Here is an 18,460-nt window from a genome sequence, read left to right on the forward strand (position 1 = left end):
GTAGCGAGGACTTAGTTAACCAATATAATCACTTACGTATCTAATATTTAAATTTATAACAGTTTCATAATGGTAATAGGCTAAGTAACAAATAACTAATCCAAGGTATACTAGTTTTTGGTCTTTTTCTCTAAATAGCTTAATAATCCATGAAACTAGTATGATTTGGTACAGCTCAAAGTAAATATTAAATCTGGCAAAAATCCAGTTTGCCGTCGAGATGATCATAAAAGCTAGTCCAATCAGTGCCATATTGATAAAAACATCACTTTCGGGAAATATCCTTCTTAACTTCTCTCTTCCTAAAAAGGCGATAACTAACGGAATAGCAAATACGATCACTCTAATAATATTTGCTCCACCCTCGTTGAAGTTACTATAGACATTATATTGGCTATCCTCAATAGCAGAGAAAAGTATACTTGAAAACACATTAAAGCCTAGAACAATTACTACCGCGGATAGTAATAACATAAGGGTAGCTTTTGACCATGCTCTATATCTCACTAAAAAATAAATAGGTATTAGAATTAGAGCACTTTGGTGAAAAAAGGATGCAAATATTACGGTTATAATATATTTTTTTTTACTACCTTCAATTAAAAACTTTGTAGCAGCAAAAATGATAGCAGCTGCTAAACATTGCCTTATTCCATTCATCGTGACTAAAAATAAGCCACCCGTAATATACACATACACACTTAGTTCAACTAATTTTGCATACCTAAAGAAAACGAGAACAATTAAAAAATTTGTAATAACGGCTGTTGTTAAAACCAAGATTTGTGGATCTTGTGAGTATTCTTTTAGTAGCATTTGTAGGATAGCAAAACCCATATCATCCTGTGCTTTAACTACCTCCCAGGTAAAATCAGTAATATTATAGGCATGCATGTAAAAATAAGTGTCACCGATGTTTTTACGTAATCCTGAAACCACTATAAAAGAAAGTACTGTAGCAAAAATAAACAATTTATTTGGTTTTACAGACATCAATGAACCAGGTCCTGTAAGTACATAATTCCTTGAAAAATAGCGCGCAAAAAAAGCAAATATAAAAGCTAGTAGTAAATTAATCCAGAGGACAGTCATACCATAAGTCCTTTCTGAGTAATAAAACTTTATTTAATATATTCTTTTTCAAGAATAGTTGATAAGTACTGTAATAATGGATCCCTTAATTCCTCCCGCTGCAGCGCAAACTCAATCGTCGTCTGAATAAACCCCATCTTTTCCCCAACATCATAACGAGTCCCCTCAAAATCATAAGCAAAGACTGCTTCGAATTGGTTAAGTGCTGCAATTGCATCCGTTAACTGAATCTCCCCACCAGCACCTGGCTTTTGAGTACCTAGAATATCGAAAATTAATGGGTTTAAAATATATCTTCCCATAATAGCCAAGTTAGAAGGAGCATCTTCCTTCTTCGGTTTCTCAACTAGATTGTTTACATTATAGAAACGCTCACCAATCTGACTTCCATCCACAATGCCGTACCTAGAAACGTCATCTTCTCCAACTGTTTGCACACCTAATATAGAAGCATTGTATCTTTCATATTGATCCATCATCTGCTTTAGACAAGGAGTGTCTGCTTGAACAATGTCATCTCCAAGTAGTACTGCAAATGGTTCATTCCCAATAAACTTACGCGCACACCAGATTGCATGTCCTAAGCCCTTTGGTTCCTTTTGACGAATATAATGAATATCTACTAGTTTAGAAGATTTCTGAACTTCCTCCAGTAATTCAAACTTTCCTTTGTCTAAGAGGTTTTGCTCTAGTTCAAATGAATGATCAAAATGGTCTTCAATCGAACGTTTCCCTTTTCCCGTAACAATAATAATATCCTCAATGCCTGACTCAATGGCTTCCTCAATGATGTATTGAATTGTTGGTTTATCTACAATTGGTAACATTTCTTTTGGCATTGCTTTGGTAGCTGGCAAGAATCGTGTTCCTAGTCCCGCAGCTGGAATAATGGCCTTTTTTACTTTCATCTCTTGATTCTCCTTTTAGCTTGGAATGGATAAAATAGCTTTTTGTTTTTTGGTTACGTTATTAGCCAGACTTACTATTCGATCTCTTAATGTTGACCGGTCCATACTTGAATAATGAGCAAGTATTTCCTCGATTTCTTCTATATATAAATCTGCCGTTTTTCCGATATAGATTTTCGGATATACTTGTTTCTCCGTTACTTCATCAGCTTGTAAAAGCTCTTCAAACAGCTTCTCACCAGGTCTTATACCACTATACTCAATACCAATTTCATCTACTGAATAACCTGATAGTTTAATAAGGTTTCGAGCAAGGTCATCAATTTTCACCGGCTCTCCCATATCAAGAACAAATATCTCTCCACCCTTCGCAACAGCACCAGCCTGAATGACAAGCCTTGAAGCTTCCGGAATCGTCATAAAATAACGAATCATTTCAGGATGGGTAACCGTCACAGGTCCACCTTTTTCGATTTGCTTTTTAAATAAAGGAATGACACTTCCTCTACTTCCTAAAACATTTCCAAATCGAACGGCTACAAATCTTGTTTTACTGTCTTGGTCCATATGTTGAACAATCATTTCGGCTAAGCGTTTAGTGGCTCCCATTACACTAGTTGGATTTACCGCTTTATCGGTAGAGATCATGACAAAGGTGCCAACTCCTGTAAAACTCGCTGCTTTTGCCACATTCATCGTACCCACAATATTGTTTTTAACAGCTTCTTCTGGATTTCTTTCCATCAGTGGTACATGTTTATGTGCTGCAGCATGATAGACAACATCTGGTGTATATGTACTCATCACAGCCATCATCTTTTTAGCATCCTGCATATCAGCAATTTCGGTAAAGAACTCAATCCCAGAATCTCTAAACGTATCTCTTAACTCCATTTCAATGGAATAAATACTATTTTCACCATGCCCTAACAAGATGAGTTGCTTCGGTCTAAATCTAGAAATTTGTCTAGAAATCTCGGACCCGATTGAACCACCTGCACCTGTCACAAGCACGACTTTATTCGTTACATACTCTGAAATCCCCTCAATATCTAACTCAACTGGTTCTCTTCCTAATAAATCTTCCACCTGTACATCACGGAAGTTGTTAACGGTTAATTTCCCAGTTACTAAGTCTTCAATTCTAGGAAGGATTTGTGTTTTTGCTTTTGTTTTAGCACATTCTTGGAAGATTTGGTTTAATTCTTTTTTACTTAAGGAAGGAATGGCGATAATAATATGATCAATGAAGGAGTCCTTTACTATTTTTTCAATTTGCTCGACTCCACCTATTACTGGAAGTCCCAAAATATCAAGGTTATGCTTTTTCACATTGTCATCAATAAAGGCTACTGGTTGAAGGTCACGATCATTATTATGTAGAAGCTGTCTGGCAACCATTGTTCCTGCTGCACCTGCACCGATAATTAATGTTTTCTTTTTGTTTACCACTTTAAGAAAAACATTGTCTCGGTACATCCTCCATACAAAACGAGATCCCCCAATGAAAAGCATGTGAAGCATCCAAGTAACGGCTAACTGTCGAAAGAAGACCTCTTGGACAAATACTTGTTGAATGATAGCTGTCGTTAAAATGGAATAAGTGACGACTTTAAAAATGATATATAATTCCCCGATACTCGCATATTCCCAGGCTTTTTTATAGAGTTTTAACTTGATGGAAAATAAATGATGGCCAATGAGGACTGTAAGTGAACTTAAAAATATAGGAAGGGTCATTACGTGAGTGCTACCATTGACTAAGAAGCTGCAAATATAAATAGCTGTTAGCACAATACATGAGTCAATAAAAATAAATAGTGATAACCTCTGTCGATATGTCATACTCTCCTCCTCTCTACTACCTACCCTAAGGTTAGTGATCTCTTTTTAATGGCGTAATCTATAAACTTCTTGATCTCTTCTAGTTGTTCTTTGGTGGCATCCTGTTTGATATAGCGGATGGCTTTCTTAACTGACTTCGGATACTTATCAAAATTCTCCATTAACTTTTTAACAATCCTTTCTGTATTAAAGTTCTTACGTATACACTCTTTAATAAGAAGACATACATAAAAACTTTAATAAAAACGGGCATCTAACCCACCCTCACATCACACTCCCGACAACAAGTGTCTAAGGTTTTTCAACCCACAGCATGACCGAGTACCTCCATTGATAGTGGTAAGGAGGCATCACCAAATTCTATAGCGCACAACTTTTCTCAATAAAGAACAAAAATTCAAAAAAATTATTTCTCGTTAAGAATAACTCCTACTAATTTAGCATTAGCAAACTCTAATACTTTTTTTGCATCAATCGCTTTATCTAACAGAGTTTTACCTTTTTGAATGATTATTACGACACCATCACACAAGTTGGCGAGCACACGGGTCTCTGCTGATTCTAGAACAGGCGGAGTATCAATTAAAACCATGTCATATTTTGATGTAATGTTCTTTAAAAAATCCTCCATTTCTTTAGAGGCAAGCATTTCTGCTGGATTTGTTGGAATGGGACCGCTTGGCAGAATATCCAAGTTACTTATTCCTGTATAACGAACAACTTGATGCAATTCGGCTTCGCCCTTTAAAATGGTGGACAGACCATCTTTATTTTGAAATCGAAAGATGGTATGAATATAAGGGTTTCTCAGATTCGCATCTACTAATAAAACTTTGCCTTTTTGATTTGACATGGATACAGCTAAATTGGCTAGAACAGTAGATTTGCCTTCATCTGTTTGAGAGGATGTAATTAATAGGGTCTGACTTTTGCCTTCCCCCATCACCAAGCGTAAATTGGCTCTTATCGTTCTGAACTGTTCTGAGATCTTGGAAGTGGGGCTTGTATAACAAATCAGGTTTCGCTTTTTTTTCTTCTTTATTAGTTTTTTTGTACTCGACTTTACCACCGAAAATTTCTCATAGATGGACGTTTTGGTTAGCATGGATAGGTTCACCTCTTATCTCTACTTCCTGTTCTTCCTCTTCTTCTTCACGTTTTGGAGCAATATTCTTTTTATTCATCTTGGACACTGATCCTACTAATGGAAGTCCCAAGTAAGCTTCAATATCATGTCTTGTTCGTACACTATTGTCTAAGGAGTCTAGTAAAAAGATTAAGCCGATTCCAGCTATTACTCCTATCCCGAAGGCGAGTAAAGTACGGTCATTATCTTGATAAATTGGAATAATTTGCCCTTCTGCTTTTGTTTCAGGTATTAGCCTTATGTTTGTAAATCCTAATAGTTCAGCAATTTCTTGTTCAAAAATAGAAACGGTTGTTTCTGCTATGTTAATAGCAAGATTGGGGTCTAAATTGGTCACACTAATTTTGACTACTTGTGAACCATTTAAGGTACTTACATTGATTTGGTTTGCCAAAACTCCTGATGACATATTCAGTTTTAGCTCATCAATTACCTTATCTAGGACTAGCGGATCTTCCACCAATACTAACAAGGTGTTCATATACTCCGCGTTTGCTTCGATGATCATTCTTTTAGAGGCCTGATATAACGGAGGGGCTTTAAAATAAATGCTATGGAAGTAACCTGCTACTGTGAATAATAACGTTACAACCACTAATACCCAGATTCTCTTTTTAATAATGTCATAATACTCTTTTAGATTAATTTCCTTGGCCTTACCGTGAGCATTGAAGTTATACTGAGTACCTTTATTCATTACAACCACCTTTTTTGCTTTATTTACTATTGCACATAAGTAATTCTTTATAAAGAACAACAATTGATAAAAAAATAAGCTTACTGATGAATAAGCTATTTTTTTAGGGAACGTTATCCTTTCCTTTATTTTAGTTCTGTATAAAGAACAAGTCAATAGAAAATCTTCTAAATTTCTCCAACATAACAAACATTTTATATCAACCAATTATTTACAAATTTTCATTTCATTATTATAATCCTTTATAAAGAACATATCAATATAATAAGAGAGGAGTGAATAAATTTATTTTGAGAGTCATGTGTCTATTTACTTTACTAATATTGTTATTACTACCTACTTATGTGAATGCATCCTCTTCTTATGGTACATATTTTCAGGAGAACACCAACTCCTTTTCGTTCTCTTTTCCTAATTTATTATCATTTTTTACAAGATACTTAAATATTGATACGGAATACAAAGATTATTTAGTACTCGATGATGATGATAACGGGGATGATCTTAGTGAAATAGATAAGCATAACTGGTGGATAGAATTTGACGATGATGATGACGATTGTGAGGATTGGGAAGGCAATTGTCAAGATTCATGGGAAATATGGAAGAAGTATTATTGTTGGCCTTAGTGTCTAATTGTATAAATACATAAAAGGAGCAAAAACATATGAAATTGAAAATATTGTTATGGCTTAGCCTAGTTGGAGGCCTTTTATGGGGATTAAAACCTATTTATGATTTACTCATACTAGATAGAAGAATCTACACAGGTTATCCTCCTTCAGACCACACTGATTATGTAAAGTTCTTATTACCTTTATTATGTATAGCTGGTTTATTGATGCTAGCTTATAAGTTTCATAGACCACTTACTTTTTCTCTTACTATACTCACTCTTGCCCTTGTATCATCTTCCATCTTTTATTATATGGAAACTTATCAACAGTTTTCTGATATTCCCTATATGATTTTATTTTCATTACCAGGGATGATACTCTTCTTTACAGGTGCATTTTCGTTAATGGTACAAATACGTAGAGTAGCGGATGCGCAAAAAACTTTATTTTATCTAGCCATTACACTTACCGTTCTTACAGTTTTATACTGCATCCTACTTCCAGTAGGTATCTTTACCCTGACAGAAGAAACTCTAACGGTTTTAATGGCAATCACTAACATGTTAATTGGTTTTACATTCGGTTCATTCAGTGTCCCATTTCTCATCACCCGCAAAACCAAGCTGAATATCTCTACAGAACTCACAACATAAGTTACAATTAAAATAAAAACATAAAGGAGCCACTCTCTATGAAACAAGAACTAATCACCCGCTTAACTACATACGTAAAGATTGACACTCAATCAGACGCAGATAGCACCACCACTCCTTCCACACCAGGTCAATTAACACTAGCTAACCTACTTGTGGAAGAACTAAAATCCATCGGTATGGAAGAAGTAACCGTTGATGAAAATGGTTATGTGATGGCAACTCTTCCAGCTAATACTGATAAAGATGTTCCAACAATTGGCTTCCTTGCTCACTTGGATACGGCAACAGACTTTACTGGTGCAAATGTTAATCCTCAGGTTGTCGAGAACTTCAATGGAAACGATCTGGTTCTAAATGAGTCACTAAACGTTGTTCTTTCTTCAAAGAACTTTCCAGAGCTACCTAAATACAAGGGACACACACTCATCACAACGGACGGAACGACTTTACTTGGGGCTGATAACAAAGCTGGTATCACTGAGATCATGACAGCAATGAATTACCTACTTCAAAACCCAGAGATTAAGCACGGTAAAATCAGAGTCGCTTTCACTCCTGACGAAGAAATTGGTAGAGGGCCTCATAAGTTTGATGTAGCTGCTTTTAATGCGAAGTTTGCTTATACGGTTGATGGCGGTCCACTTGGAGAGCTTCAATATGAAAGCTTTAGTGCGGCTGGTGCGAAGATTACGGTGAAGGGTAATAGTGTTCATCCTGGAACGGCGAAGAACAAAATGGTGAATTCAGCTAAGATTGCCATGGAGCTAAATGGAATGCTTCCAGCTGCTGAAGCACCTGAATATACAGAAGGATATGAAGGGTTCTATCATTTAACTTCCTTCACTGGTGATGTGGAGCAAACGAAGCTTAGCTACATCATTAGAGATTTTGACAGAGCGAGCTTTGAAGGTAGAAAAGGTACATTACAAAACATCGTTAATCAGTTAAATGAGAAATATGGTGAAGGTACGGTCCTTCTAGAAATGGAAGACCAATATTACAACATGAGAGAAAAAATCGAGCCGGTAAAAGAAATCGTCGATATTGCTTATCAAGCCATGAAGAATTTAGACATTGAGCCGATCATCGAACCAATTCGTGGTGGCACAGATGGTTCACAGCTTTCTTATATGGGACTCCCAACACCAAACATTTTTACAGGTGGCGAAAATTTCCACGGTAAGTTTGAATATGTTTCTGTTGACAACATGATGAAAGCGACACAAGTAATCGTAGAGATTGCAAGATTATTTGAAGAACAAGCGTAAAAGTATGACATTTAGTCATCGTTTGTCTATCCATGAAAAAGGATAAACGGTGACTAGTTTTTTATGGGCTGATGTAGAAGTTGCAAATTATAGCTTTTACCATTTCAATATCTTTAGACTTTGCTAATTTTCTGATAGAATCTTTATTAAAGTTTATGAATCTTGAAGGACAGTGAAGAATCTATGCACAATGCTAGTACGCAGCCTTCTACAAAGGCGTTTAAACCGAAAGATGCGATTTTAGTATTCTCGTCTGTTTCATTAGTTTGTATGTCGGTAATCTTTGGGTTAGTGATTACCGACATTCTTATGATTGAGGATTTCTTATCATTCCAACATCCTCTAGGCATGGTTTTATATTCTCTTTATTCCCTTATATTCCTTATTCTTTATGGTGTGCTAGTAACCTTATGCACGCCTTCCGGAATGATTGATGATACGACTAGAGCCTATGAGCACTATTCCTTTCCCATGCTCCTTGTCTTTCTGTTTGTAGGGGCAGCGTTTGAAGAGCTTTTACTAAGAGGCATTATCCAGAATCTTTGTCTACTTGTTATTCAAGATGAATGGAGCTCTATAGCTATTGCTACCACCTTGTTTGTGGCAGGACATGTACACTATTATAAAAAGCCAATTATGTTACTTAATATTGCAATTCCCGGTTTTGTTTTTGGATGGATTTATGTAGAAACCAGTAATATACTTGCACCGATAATGGTCCATTTTCTCGCAAACCTAGTCATGACCCTTTTATTTAGATATCAAGTTATCAAACTAAGAGAATAGCACTCTAATCCTTCACTGGATAGAGTGCTTTTTATTTCTTATTGTTTCACAGGAATCCTTACCGTTGCAGTCGTAAGCTGGTCAGTCGATTCAATTAGTATCTGTCCTCCATACTTGGTGACCATTTCTTTTACAATTGATAATCCTTGTCCTCTACCTTGGTTGCTGGTCGTCCTTTTTGTTGTATATCCTCTTACAAAAATTTGTTCTACATTGGCGATTTTGAGTCCAGTGTTTCTTATTTGGATGACGTAATGTTCTGAATCAATTTCAGTATTAACATGTACTTCTCGGTCCTTTTCCTCCACCTGTTCTGTTGCATCCATGGAATTATCTAAAAGGTTCGATAGTATTTTTACTAAGTCTGTCGTTTTAATCGTTCTAAACGTATCATGGTTGATTTCTAGATGAAGGTTAATTCCTCTATTCTGTGCGGCAAGCTTCTTTTTTTGAAAAAATACAGAGAGCACAGGATTGTCAACACTCACCTGAATGGTCGAAAAAGTCTGAGCTTCGTGAAACAGATGTGTTACATATTCATAGGCTTGCTTATGTTTTTCAACCTTTAGAAGCCCGTGTAAAACTTGTATATGATTAATAAAATCATGACGCAGTGATTTTACAGAAGAGAGCAGAGACTGTGATTCCTTGTAATACGTGTCCTCTGTATCACCTATTTCTTTTTTCAGTTCATGTTGGTACCATCTCTGAATGAGGGTAAATGTAATAACTAATAACACAACAATGATGCCATTAAATATGAAGGTAGGAATACTATTCCATAACACTTCATGACCAACCGAATCAATGACATCTGTGCTGATATCGATTCCAATGTATCCAATAATTTGCTTCTCTTTATCATAAATAGGCGCTCCTACAGAAAGGTAGCTTACATTATACGTTTCATCTTTAATGACTGATGAAAAGTAGGTGTTTCCTTCATAAGCTTGTTGTACTTGTTCTGTTGGAAGGGTGCATATAATCCCAATTGGATATTCATGCTTATCATCTGCCGGCATTCCCATAATCATCCCACGTGAGATTTCAGGGTTATCAATCTTTAACGTATATACATATAACGCCCCAATTTTTTCACGGGCATCATTTAAATAACTTCTTATCTCCCAATATCGTTCATCCATGGAAGGCTCGGCTAAGAATTCCTTATAAGTATCTATATCCATCGAGGCAGCAATAGATTCTGCGGATTTAGTCGTTTTAATAGCAATGGATTCTTCTACAGATTGTCTTATATTAGAATAAGAAGTATATATATTCATAATCGTAAACAGTAATACTAGTAAAATGGATAAAGTGATGATTAGCTTTATTCGTTTGCTTTTCATATGGTCTTATTTCCTATCTTTTCTTCCGAATTATATAATTATTTTACTATTATTTCTATTTTCTGACCATGCACACTATTTTCCTATATAAAGCAGTACCTGCATATAGTATCCTAATAAATGGATAGAGGAGGAATTTTATGAATTTCGTTATAAAAGCCATTATACTAGCGCTAATCTGTAGTGGATTGGTTTTTTCCATTTATTATGTAGGGACAAATCTTGCTTCTGAAAAAATGGTGAATACTCTTTCAAGTGAACTGGAGGACAGTGGTCAAATAGAAAAAGTGATTCAAGAAATTGAGCAGGATCCAGATTTACAAGCTTACATTCAAAATATAGAACAGGTGGATGAAACAACACTTCCATTTAGCACAAAAGAACAAGCAACTAGAACGGTGATCAAAAAGGTAGGTCTCTCAGAGCTCATGGATATTCAAGAACAGGTTACGAGTGGACAGATGACAAAAGAGGAAGTGCTCTCTAAGTTAGAGGAGAGCTTAACAGAGGAAGAAATGCTTGCCCTTAAATTAATTGCGTATAAAGAATTGCAGAAATAAAAGCTGACTCCGTTTGAGCCAGCTTTTATTTGTGTCTAGTTTCAGCGACCAGTCCCTACCACCTAGCCGTTAACATCTTCCGACGAGTATAAAACTCCACTCCGTCAGGACCATTGGCATGCAGGTCCCCATAAAACGAATTCTTCCAACCTGAGAATGGGAAGAACGCCATTGGTGCCGGAACACCGATATTCACCCCAAGCATACCTACTTCAATATTTTCTCTAAAGTAACGAACATTGCTACCGTCTTGTGTAAATAAGCAAGCCCCGTTTCCAAAATCAGACTGGTTCGTTAGCTCGATTGCTTCTTCTAGGCTGCCTACTCGTACAATGGAAAGTACGGGAGCAAAGATTTCATCCTTCCAAATTTTCATGGTAGGCTTCACGTTATCAAAAATCGTTGGGCCGATAAAGTAACCGTTTTGGTGGTATGCTTCATCTTTTCGTCCGTCACGTACGAGTGTGGCTCCTTCTTCTTCACCACTCACGATATAGCTTTCTGTGCGCTGTTTATGCTCAGGACGAATAACTGGCCCTAAGAAAACATCATCCTCTAGTCCGTTTCCAATTTTGATTTCATCAGCTTTTTCATTTAGTTTTTGAATAAGCGGTTCTACGACATCGCCAACCGCCACAACAACGGCACACGCCATACATCTTTCCCCCGCTGAACCATACGCAGCTGCCACGATTTCTTTTACCGCTGCGTCTAAGTCTGCATCTGGCATAACAATCGAGTGATTTTTCGCACCGGCAAGTGCTTGAACACGCTTGCCGTTATTAGCAGCCGTTTTGTAAATATATTCTGCCACTGGTTGGGATCCTACGAAGGAAATAGCCGGTACATCTTTGTGATGTAACAGTCCGTTTACGACATCATGAGCACCGTGAACAATGTTGAGAACGCCATCTGGTAAGCCAGCTTCTGTGAAAAGCTCAGCTAAGCGGTTGGCAAGGAGCGGTGTTCGTTCAGATGGCTTCAACACAAAGGTATTTCCTAACGCAATTGCTAATGGAAACATCCAACATGGTACCATCATCGGGAAGTTAAATGGAGTAATTCCACCGACCACTCCGACAGGATAACGGTACATACCTGATTCAATATTCGTTGCGATATCAGGGAGCTGTTTCCCCATCATTAGTGTTGGAGCTCCTGCTGCAAATTCTACACATTCAATTCCGCGCTGTACTTCCCCATGCGCTTCTTTAAAGCTTTTACCGTTCTCGATGGTGATTAATCTAGCTAGTTCATCCCACTGTTCCACAAGGAGTTGTTGATATTTAAATAGAATACGAGCACGTTTTGGAACTGGAGTTTTACTCCAGGTTTTGAACGCTTCTTTTGCAGCTTTTACGGCGAGGTCTACATCTTCATCAGTTGAAATTGGAACTTGGGCTAACTCTTCTCCGGTTGCTGGGTTAGGAACTGTTTGATACTGCTTTGTTTTTGCCTCTACCCATACACCATTTATATAGTTTTTTAATAGTTTCGTTGTCGTTGTCGTCATAATGGATCCCCTCTCTACCTTTACTTACTTTCACAATAAACCAATTAATTGGAAAATTCCAGCAACATGCTAGTTTGTGACTTCTGGAACTGAAAACTGATAATCATAGCAAACTAGATATAATTCTTCTAATTCCTCTTTGGAAGGAATTCTCGGGTTGTTAGCTGGACTACCACTATCAAGCGCATCTTCTGCCATTTTGGAAATCGCTTGTTTAAATGCTTTTTCATCTAGACCCCAATCCTTTAAGTTTGGAATCGTAAGCTTTTGGCATAGCCCTTTAACAGATTCGACAGCTAGGTCTGCTGCTTCTTGATTAGTAAGGACTTGATGAGGAGCAAAGATTCTTCCTAAGTCAGCAAGGCGATCCACACATGCCTCTTTACTAAACTCTAATACCGCTGGTAAAAGCATCGCGTTAGAGTATCCATGTGGAACATGAAAGAGTGCTCCAATTGGCCTCGACATCCCGTGAACAAGACAAACAGATGAGTTAGTGAATGCCATTCCCGCTTGAAGTGACCCAAGTGACATTGCTTCTCTGGCATCAATGTTGTCCCCGTCATTGTAAGCGGTTAACATATTTTCAACGAGGAGCTTCATCGCAGATAACGCCATCGTATCAGTCATAGGGTGAGACTTTCTTGACAGATAAGCTTCAATCGCATGGCTAAGGGCGTCAACACCGGTTGCGGCTGTTACATGCTTTGGTGATGAAAGCGTAAGCAGTGGATCGACGATAGCCACATCCGGCATAAAAGCAGGCTGTTTAATCATCATTTTTACATCATTCATCGTATTCGTAATCACCGTCACATCAGTTGCTTCTGAACCAGTACCAGCTGTGGTAGGTATCGCAATATGTGGGAGTGGCTTTTGAGATGCTAACTTCTTACCGCCTCGATAATCTCCTATGTAACCACCATTTGTGGCAAGAACAGCAATGGCTTTAGCCGTATCAATACAGCTTCCTCCGCCAAGCGAAATGACAACATCACAATTTTCTTTTAAAAGAAGAGCTAATGATTCTTGTACATAGTCGTCTGTCGGTTCAGAATTGACGCCAGCATACACCATACTTTCTACCCCTTCATTTGCAAGGAGTTCGCGGCATCGACTGACATTTCCTAACTGTTCCATGATGGTATCGGTCACAATGAGTACCCTTTTCCCTCTTTGACCAGCCTCCTTACCAACAGTTTCAAAGGAACCTCGTCCATAAAAAATAGCCTGTGGTGTTCTAAAAGCAGAAAAACCTTCCATAAAGATCCACTCCTTAATGAATATACTTAACTATATGCAAAACTTTTTAATAGAGAAGGATTTTTGTCATGGATGCCTAATTATATGAAGTAAAGGTGGTGCTAACAATGTTAAAAACCATAATCCGTCCACGTGTATCTGAAACAGATGGAGCAGGACATATTAACAATACGACTTTACCCGTCTGGTTTGAGGCTGGTAGAGAAGAAATTTTTGAGATGTTTACACCCGATCATTCCTTTAAAAATTGGAGATGTGTGATTCTCAACTCCAATATTGATTACCTCAACCAGATTTATTATGGAAAAGAAGTTGAGGTGCAGACCTGGGTTAGCAAGATTGGAAATACTAGTTTCACATTATATGAGGAACTCTACCAAGATGGTAAACTATGTGCGAGAAGTAAAGCGGTCTATGTAAATTTTAATTTTGAAAAGCAGTCAAAAGAGTTTATTCCTGATTCTATTAGAATTCGGCTAAAACAACATCAACTAACAGAACAATAAGGTCCCTACTGATTAAGTAAGGACCTTTTTTCATTTTACTTTACTGCATTAAAAGCATTGACAATACCATGACCATAATTAGCATCATAACCAACTTTACCAGCATCTACAGCTGTTTGTTGTAAGTGAGTTTGAACTTGGCTAGGCGTAGGCTTCTTACCTGTTTCTTTGAATACTTTAGAGATGTAAGCAGCTGCTACACCAGCTACTTGTGGTGATGCCATAGAAGTACCAGCCTTCCAGCCGTAACCTTTACCGAATAAACTTTCAGCTCTTTTAGCTCTTGGGGATACGTTGGCTAAGTAAGTTGGCACTGTACTTAAAATTAGAAATTTATCAGCACTACTGTTAGGATAATCAGGACCTAGATCTCCACCTGGTGCAGCCAATTCAACAGCTCCATTACCATAGTTAGAGAAGAAGGCTAGGCGGTCTTCCGTTCCAAATCCACCACCTGTAGCTGATACAGTGATTACACCAGGAGTTTGTGCTGGAACCTTAAAAGCAGCTCCCTGTACTTCATACGCCGTTAATCCTAAACGATGTAAATAAGCATTGTACCAATCAGCCAACTTTGCAGGATTACTAAGATCTTGCGCATCATTTCCAGCTGAAGCAACGACCGTTACATTCTTGTTAACTGCATAGCGAACTGCACGGTTATAAGCAACCATATCTGCAGCTTCACCACCAAGGCGGATTTTCTCACCTGTTGCCGGGTCTGTATAATACCATTGTCCAACTACGCGCGTTCCACCTAAACTCATGTTAATCACGTCAACACCATCATCAGCTGCTGCTACAATGGCATTTGTGATCCATACTTGTTGTGCTCCACCTGTATTAAATACACGATATGCACGTAAACCAACGTTTGGTGCAATACCCTTCATGCTTCCATTGGCCCCGATTGTTCCAGCAACATGTGTTCCATGGCTATGAGCATCCCAGGCATCTGTTGTACCAGGTACAAATGTCTTTGACCCTGATACAATATTATTCTTTAAATCTGGATGATTAAAGTCAAAACCAGTATCAATGACACCAACTACTACATCTTTACTTCCACTTTCAATTGCATGGCTCGCACCATTATTCGTTACCTTTTCAATATCCCATTGGTAACCAGATTCCCAAATATTGTTGATTATTGCACTCGCTTCTTTGCTGCTTTCTACAACCTCGCTACCTTCCACCTCAGGTAAGTTTAGAGGTAATTCAATAGAAGGCGCTAAACTTATAACATTCCTATCCTTTAACAGCGTCTTAATAAAAGCTGTAGGATTTGAAGTTGATGCTTCAACAGTACCAATCTTCGCTACCTCGTATGTAACTTCCCCACCAGCAGCCTGGATAACTTCCTTATAGTTGCTTGGTAGACTCTCTGACTTAAATACAACAATGAATTTCTCTGTTTTAGTAGCAACACTACTACTATCCTGTTGTGCAAGAGCACTAAAACCAAAAGAAGATAAAGCTAGTAATACAGTTAGAAAAAGTACAAGTGCTTTGTTTTTTCTCTTACTCAATACAATCCAACCTTTCCATTTTTTATTTGGTAAACAAACTAAGCATATCTAGTTTATATATATAATTAAATCATAATTTTCCGACAATTTCACTATATTAAGCACTTTTTAAGTAGAAAATTATCAGTTTTTTGTCATTTTTGTCGTATTTTATCAAAATAACCCTTCTAATTTCCTACTCTTGAACGAATGTATTAATCTAAAAAAAGGACTTAGACTAATATCAAGTGGTCTAAGTCCTTAGAATTACTACTTTACTTCAACAATGGTATACACATAATCTAGCTGTCCATCTTTTTCAGCATAAGCAAAGAAATAATATTCACCCGGTTTTAATGATTCACCATTAATCTTTCCGTCCCAGCTATAACTAGTAAATTCTTTAGAAGCATCTGTACCTAATAGCTTTCCACCTACGTAATCAAACGTATCAGCAGTGTAAACCCATAATCCGACTTGATCAGCTCCACCCGGGAGATAAACTTCTAGATCGTATCCAGCCTCTGTTTCTGTCACATAGAAATGGGTAATTCTCGGATAGTCTGGCTCTTTTACAAACAGGATGGTAGGCACTTCAAATGACTGAGCTCCATCACTTACTAAAATAGTCCCCTCATAATACCCAGGATTTAGCTTACCCGCATCAACCTGAACATTGAAGTTTACTTGTTGCTCCTTGTTTCCATTTACACGTAAATTGTTACTTGTCATTACTTTAATACCATCTGGGTTACCTGTGAACTTCACATCAAAACTATAAGTCTTTCTTTTATTAGAAAGGTTTTTAATTGTAAAGTGTTGCTTCTCTACTTGCTTGCCTTTGTCCTTATAGAACACACCAAACGAATGGCTACCTGTTGTTACTAACGTGTCTGCATTAATTGCATCAAGAGGACGAATACTTCCAGCTCCTTGTGTATTATGTGGATATAATACACCATTTGGATCATAAAGGTTTTCTGCTGTATTCATAAGGGCAGCCTTCACATTATCTACACCATAGGTAGGATGTGCTTCAAGGATCAATGCTACTGCACCTGCAACATGTGGTGATGCCATACTCGTTCCTTGATAAGATGCATACCCATGAGGTGCATCTGGATTGTGAGTTGGTACCGTACTTACAATGTTTACTCCCGGTGCTGAAACATCAGGTTTAATCATCCAAGTATCCATTACTGGACCACGAGATGAAAAGTCAGCAACCGTTTCATCAATTTGGCGATCAAACTCTATATCAAATGATACCTTGTTGTTTCCTTTTTCTAATTCAGCGAGTATTTTTCTTCCATCATCATCATCCATCTTAATGGTTGGAACAGCCATACCTGGAATTTCATACGGAATTTCTCCATCTCTATTGTTAAAGATGATTGCTCCTACAGCACCAGCTGCTGCTGCATTAGCTGCTTTATCAACAAATGCATAAGCACCACGGCTAATTAACGCAATCTTCCCCTTAACATCAACACCAGCGAATTCCTCAGCTGAGCCTAAACCAACATATACATATTCATATTCGACTCCGTCCAGAGCTAGTAAATCTGCATCACTAGCAAAGCCCATTACCTTATCAGTTGAATAAGTAACTCCACCAGTAGTCGTCGTTTCAACATTATATACATTGTAAGGAAGCTGTGTTGCACCTACAGAAATCGCATCACGAGAAGTACCCGGTGAACCAACTGTCCAATTATCAGGACCTGAGTTACCATTAGATGTGACTGCTACTACACCTTCAGCCATTGCCCAGTCAAGTGCAATACTCGTAGCCCAGTCAGGGTTGTTTAATGAATTACCTAATGAAAGGTTCATGACATCTGCTCCATCTTGAACAGCTCTTTCGATACCTGCTACTACATTCGTTGTTGTCCCACTACCACCTGGACCGAGAACACGGTAAGCAAGTAATGTAGCATCAGGCGCTACCCCTTTAATAAGACCGTTTGCTGCTACAGTCCCAGATACGTGTGTACCATGAGCTGTTTCTTCCCCTCTAGGGTCACCTACAGGAGTTTCTTGAGGATCGTTGTCATTATCAACGAAATCCCAACCTTTATAATCACCAAATGCATGAGCAAGGTCAGGGTGAGTATAGTCAGCTCCTGTATCAATAACAGCTACAGTAATACCTTTTCCTGTAAAGCCTATTTCCCATACTTCGTCTACTCCAATATGGGGCACACTATTGAACATATTTGGACTATACGCATCCTCTGCTACTAATTTCCCAGCATCACCAGTTACTGTATATGTAACATCAGGATACACCGCTTTTACTCCCGGAATACCTAGGATCCCTGGGATTTCATTTGAAGCGAGCGTGACTGAGAATCCTGAGAAAACAGTATCATATTCACGATTAACCTTACTTGATTTCGCTACCTTTTCAACAGCAGCTTTGACATTTTTACGTTCTTTTTCTAAACTTGCTTTTGTTTGTGCTTTACCTTTATACTTGGCCTCGATTAATGACTCCTCTTCTAATTCAACAATAACAGTGGTAAGTTTTGATGAACTAACATTAATATCACCAAATAGTTCAGCTAATTCAGGAGGTGAAGAAGTATTTGTGTTTGCAAATGCTCCCAAACTGAATGATGAAAATGATAATAAAAATACAAGACTAACTAATAATGAACGAAACTTACGATGTGTATTAACCATTTTTCTACCTTCCTTTCTTTTTATATGGCCGCTGTATTCCACCCCTCCTTTTTTGTG

16 protein-coding genes are annotated in these 18,460 nt (G+C 37.8%); 6 read left to right on the forward strand and 10 right to left on the reverse strand.

Going from position 1 to position 18,460, the window contains the following annotated elements:
* Positions 1-15: 15 nt before the first annotated feature.
* From LT143_RS14240 to LT143_RS14260, 5 genes are all read right to left on the reverse strand, one after another.
* Positions 16-1,092, reverse strand: coding sequence for an EpsG family protein (locus LT143_RS14240; RefSeq protein WP_246943883.1), 1,077 nt, complete (start codon positions 1,090-1,092; stop codon positions 16-18).
* Positions 1,093-1,121: 29 nt separating this feature from the next.
* The gene (galU, locus tag LT143_RS14245; protein ID WP_246943884.1) at positions 1,122-2,000 is read right to left on the reverse strand and encodes a UTP--glucose-1-phosphate uridylyltransferase GalU; all 879 of its coding nucleotides are present in this window, start codon (positions 1,998-2,000) and stop codon (positions 1,122-1,124) included.
* Between the two features lie 15 nt (positions 2,001-2,015).
* On the reverse strand, positions 2,016-3,845 hold the full coding sequence (locus LT143_RS14250) for a polysaccharide biosynthesis protein (RefSeq protein ID WP_246943885.1): 1,830 nt from the start codon (positions 3,843-3,845) through the stop codon (positions 2,016-2,018).
* Between the two features lie 406 nt (positions 3,846-4,251).
* On the reverse strand, positions 4,252-4,950 hold the full coding sequence (locus tag LT143_RS14255) for a CpsD/CapB family tyrosine-protein kinase (protein ID WP_246943886.1): 699 nt from the start codon (positions 4,948-4,950) through the stop codon (positions 4,252-4,254).
* The gene (locus LT143_RS14260) at positions 4,925-5,689 is read right to left on the reverse strand and encodes a YveK family protein (RefSeq protein WP_246943887.1); all 765 of its coding nucleotides are present in this window, start codon (positions 5,687-5,689) and stop codon (positions 4,925-4,927) included. The genes LT143_RS14255 and LT143_RS14260 overlap by 26 nt, the downstream gene beginning before the upstream one ends.
* A 290-nt stretch (positions 5,690-5,979) precedes the next feature.
* On the opposite strand from LT143_RS14260, the gene LT143_RS14265 reads away from it, so the two are divergent.
* The 4 genes from LT143_RS14265 (at position 5,980) to LT143_RS14280 (ending at position 9,016) form a co-directional block, all read left to right on the forward strand.
* Positions 5,980-6,318: a hypothetical protein gene (locus LT143_RS14265; protein WP_246943888.1), complete on the forward strand. Its 339-nt coding sequence runs from the start codon at positions 5,980-5,982 to the stop codon at positions 6,316-6,318.
* Between the two features lie 38 nt (positions 6,319-6,356).
* Entirely contained in the window at positions 6,357-6,959 is a 603-nt protein-coding gene (locus tag LT143_RS14270; RefSeq protein ID WP_246943889.1) for a hypothetical protein, read from the forward strand.
* Between the two features lie 38 nt (positions 6,960-6,997).
* A complete protein-coding gene (gene pepT, locus LT143_RS14275) occupies positions 6,998-8,230 on the forward strand; it encodes a peptidase T (protein ID WP_246943890.1) in 1,233 nt (410 codons plus the stop codon).
* A 162-nt stretch (positions 8,231-8,392) separates the two neighbouring features.
* On the forward strand, positions 8,393-9,016 hold the full coding sequence (locus LT143_RS14280) for a CPBP family intramembrane glutamic endopeptidase (RefSeq protein WP_246943891.1): 624 nt from the start codon (positions 8,393-8,395) through the stop codon (positions 9,014-9,016).
* 38 nt (positions 9,017-9,054) lie between these two features.
* On the opposite strand, the gene LT143_RS14285 is transcribed toward LT143_RS14280, so the two are convergent.
* On the reverse strand, positions 9,055-10,365 hold the full coding sequence (locus LT143_RS14285) for an ATP-binding protein (RefSeq protein ID WP_246943892.1): 1,311 nt from the start codon (positions 10,363-10,365) through the stop codon (positions 9,055-9,057).
* A gap of 140 nt (positions 10,366-10,505) precedes the next feature.
* Here LT143_RS14285 and LT143_RS14290 point away from each other — a divergent pair, with 140 nt between their 5' ends.
* Complete coding sequence (locus LT143_RS14290; protein ID WP_246943893.1) at positions 10,506-10,925, forward strand: hypothetical protein; 420 nt, start codon at positions 10,506-10,508, stop codon at positions 10,923-10,925.
* 55 nt (positions 10,926-10,980) lie between these two features.
* On the opposite strand, the gene LT143_RS14295 is transcribed toward LT143_RS14290, so the two are convergent.
* On the reverse strand, positions 10,981-12,438 hold the full coding sequence (locus tag LT143_RS14295; RefSeq protein WP_246943894.1) for a CoA-acylating methylmalonate-semialdehyde dehydrogenase: 1,458 nt from the start codon (positions 12,436-12,438) through the stop codon (positions 10,981-10,983).
* Between the two features lie 69 nt (positions 12,439-12,507).
* Positions 12,508-13,701: an iron-containing alcohol dehydrogenase gene (locus tag LT143_RS14300; RefSeq protein ID WP_246943895.1), complete on the reverse strand. Its 1,194-nt coding sequence runs from the start codon at positions 13,699-13,701 to the stop codon at positions 12,508-12,510.
* A 107-nt stretch (positions 13,702-13,808) separates the two neighbouring features.
* Between LT143_RS14300 and LT143_RS14305 the strand changes: the two genes are divergently transcribed.
* Positions 13,809-14,207, forward strand: coding sequence for an acyl-CoA thioesterase (locus LT143_RS14305; protein WP_246943896.1), 399 nt, complete (start codon positions 13,809-13,811; stop codon positions 14,205-14,207).
* A gap of 35 nt (positions 14,208-14,242) precedes the next feature.
* Here the strand turns inward: LT143_RS14305 and LT143_RS14310 are convergent, their stop codons facing one another.
* Both LT143_RS14310 and LT143_RS14315 read right to left on the reverse strand, forming a co-directional pair.
* Positions 14,243-15,736 carry a S8 family serine peptidase gene (locus LT143_RS14310; RefSeq protein ID WP_246943897.1) on the reverse strand — a complete coding sequence of 498 codons (1,494 nt, stop codon included), beginning with the start codon at positions 15,734-15,736 and terminating at the stop codon, positions 14,243-14,245.
* A gap of 249 nt (positions 15,737-15,985) precedes the next feature.
* Positions 15,986-18,403 carry a S8 family peptidase gene (locus LT143_RS14315; protein WP_272495807.1) on the reverse strand — a complete coding sequence of 806 codons (2,418 nt, stop codon included), beginning with the start codon at positions 18,401-18,403 and terminating at the stop codon, positions 15,986-15,988.
* Between the last annotated feature and the right edge of the window lie 57 nt (positions 18,404-18,460).

This window comes from Bacillus pinisoli, assembly GCF_023036475.1.
Classification (GTDB): domain Bacteria; phylum Bacillota; class Bacilli; order Bacillales; family SA4; genus Bacillus_BS; species Bacillus_BS pinisoli.

What these genes read in the sequence shown, in the direction of transcription:
- LT143_RS14295 (WP_246943894.1), bottom strand. Translation starts at nt 12,438, where the DNA reads ATGACGACAACGACAACGAAACTATTAAAAAACTATATAAATGGTGTA.
- LT143_RS14240 (WP_246943883.1), bottom strand. Translation starts at nt 1,092, where the DNA reads ATGACTGTCCTCTGGATTAATTTACTACTAGCTTTTATATTTGCTTTT.
- LT143_RS14250 (WP_246943885.1), bottom strand. Translation starts at nt 3,845, where the DNA reads ATGACATATCGACAGAGGTTATCACTATTTATTTTTATTGACTCATGT.
- galU (WP_246943884.1), bottom strand. Translation starts at nt 2,000, where the DNA reads ATGAAAGTAAAAAAGGCCATTATTCCAGCTGCGGGACTAGGAACACGA.
- LT143_RS14270 (WP_246943889.1), top strand. Translation starts at nt 6,357, where the DNA reads ATGAAATTGAAAATATTGTTATGGCTTAGCCTAGTTGGAGGCCTTTTA.
- LT143_RS14305 (WP_246943896.1), top strand. Translation starts at nt 13,809, where the DNA reads ATGTTAAAAACCATAATCCGTCCACGTGTATCTGAAACAGATGGAGCA.
- LT143_RS14285 (WP_246943892.1), bottom strand. Translation starts at nt 10,365, where the DNA reads ATGAAAAGCAAACGAATAAAGCTAATCATCACTTTATCCATTTTACTA.
- LT143_RS14260 (WP_246943887.1), bottom strand. Translation starts at nt 5,689, where the DNA reads ATGAATAAAGGTACTCAGTATAACTTCAATGCTCACGGTAAGGCCAAG.
- LT143_RS14315 (WP_272495807.1), bottom strand. Translation starts at nt 18,403, where the DNA reads ATGGTTAATACACATCGTAAGTTTCGTTCATTATTAGTTAGTCTTGTA.
- pepT (WP_246943890.1), top strand. Translation starts at nt 6,998, where the DNA reads ATGAAACAAGAACTAATCACCCGCTTAACTACATACGTAAAGATTGAC.
- LT143_RS14255 (WP_246943886.1), bottom strand. Translation starts at nt 4,950, where the DNA reads ATGCTAACCAAAACGTCCATCTATGAGAAATTTTCGGTGGTAAAGTCG.
- LT143_RS14300 (WP_246943895.1), bottom strand. Translation starts at nt 13,701, where the DNA reads ATGGAAGGTTTTTCTGCTTTTAGAACACCACAGGCTATTTTTTATGGA.
- LT143_RS14290 (WP_246943893.1), top strand. Translation starts at nt 10,506, where the DNA reads ATGAATTTCGTTATAAAAGCCATTATACTAGCGCTAATCTGTAGTGGA.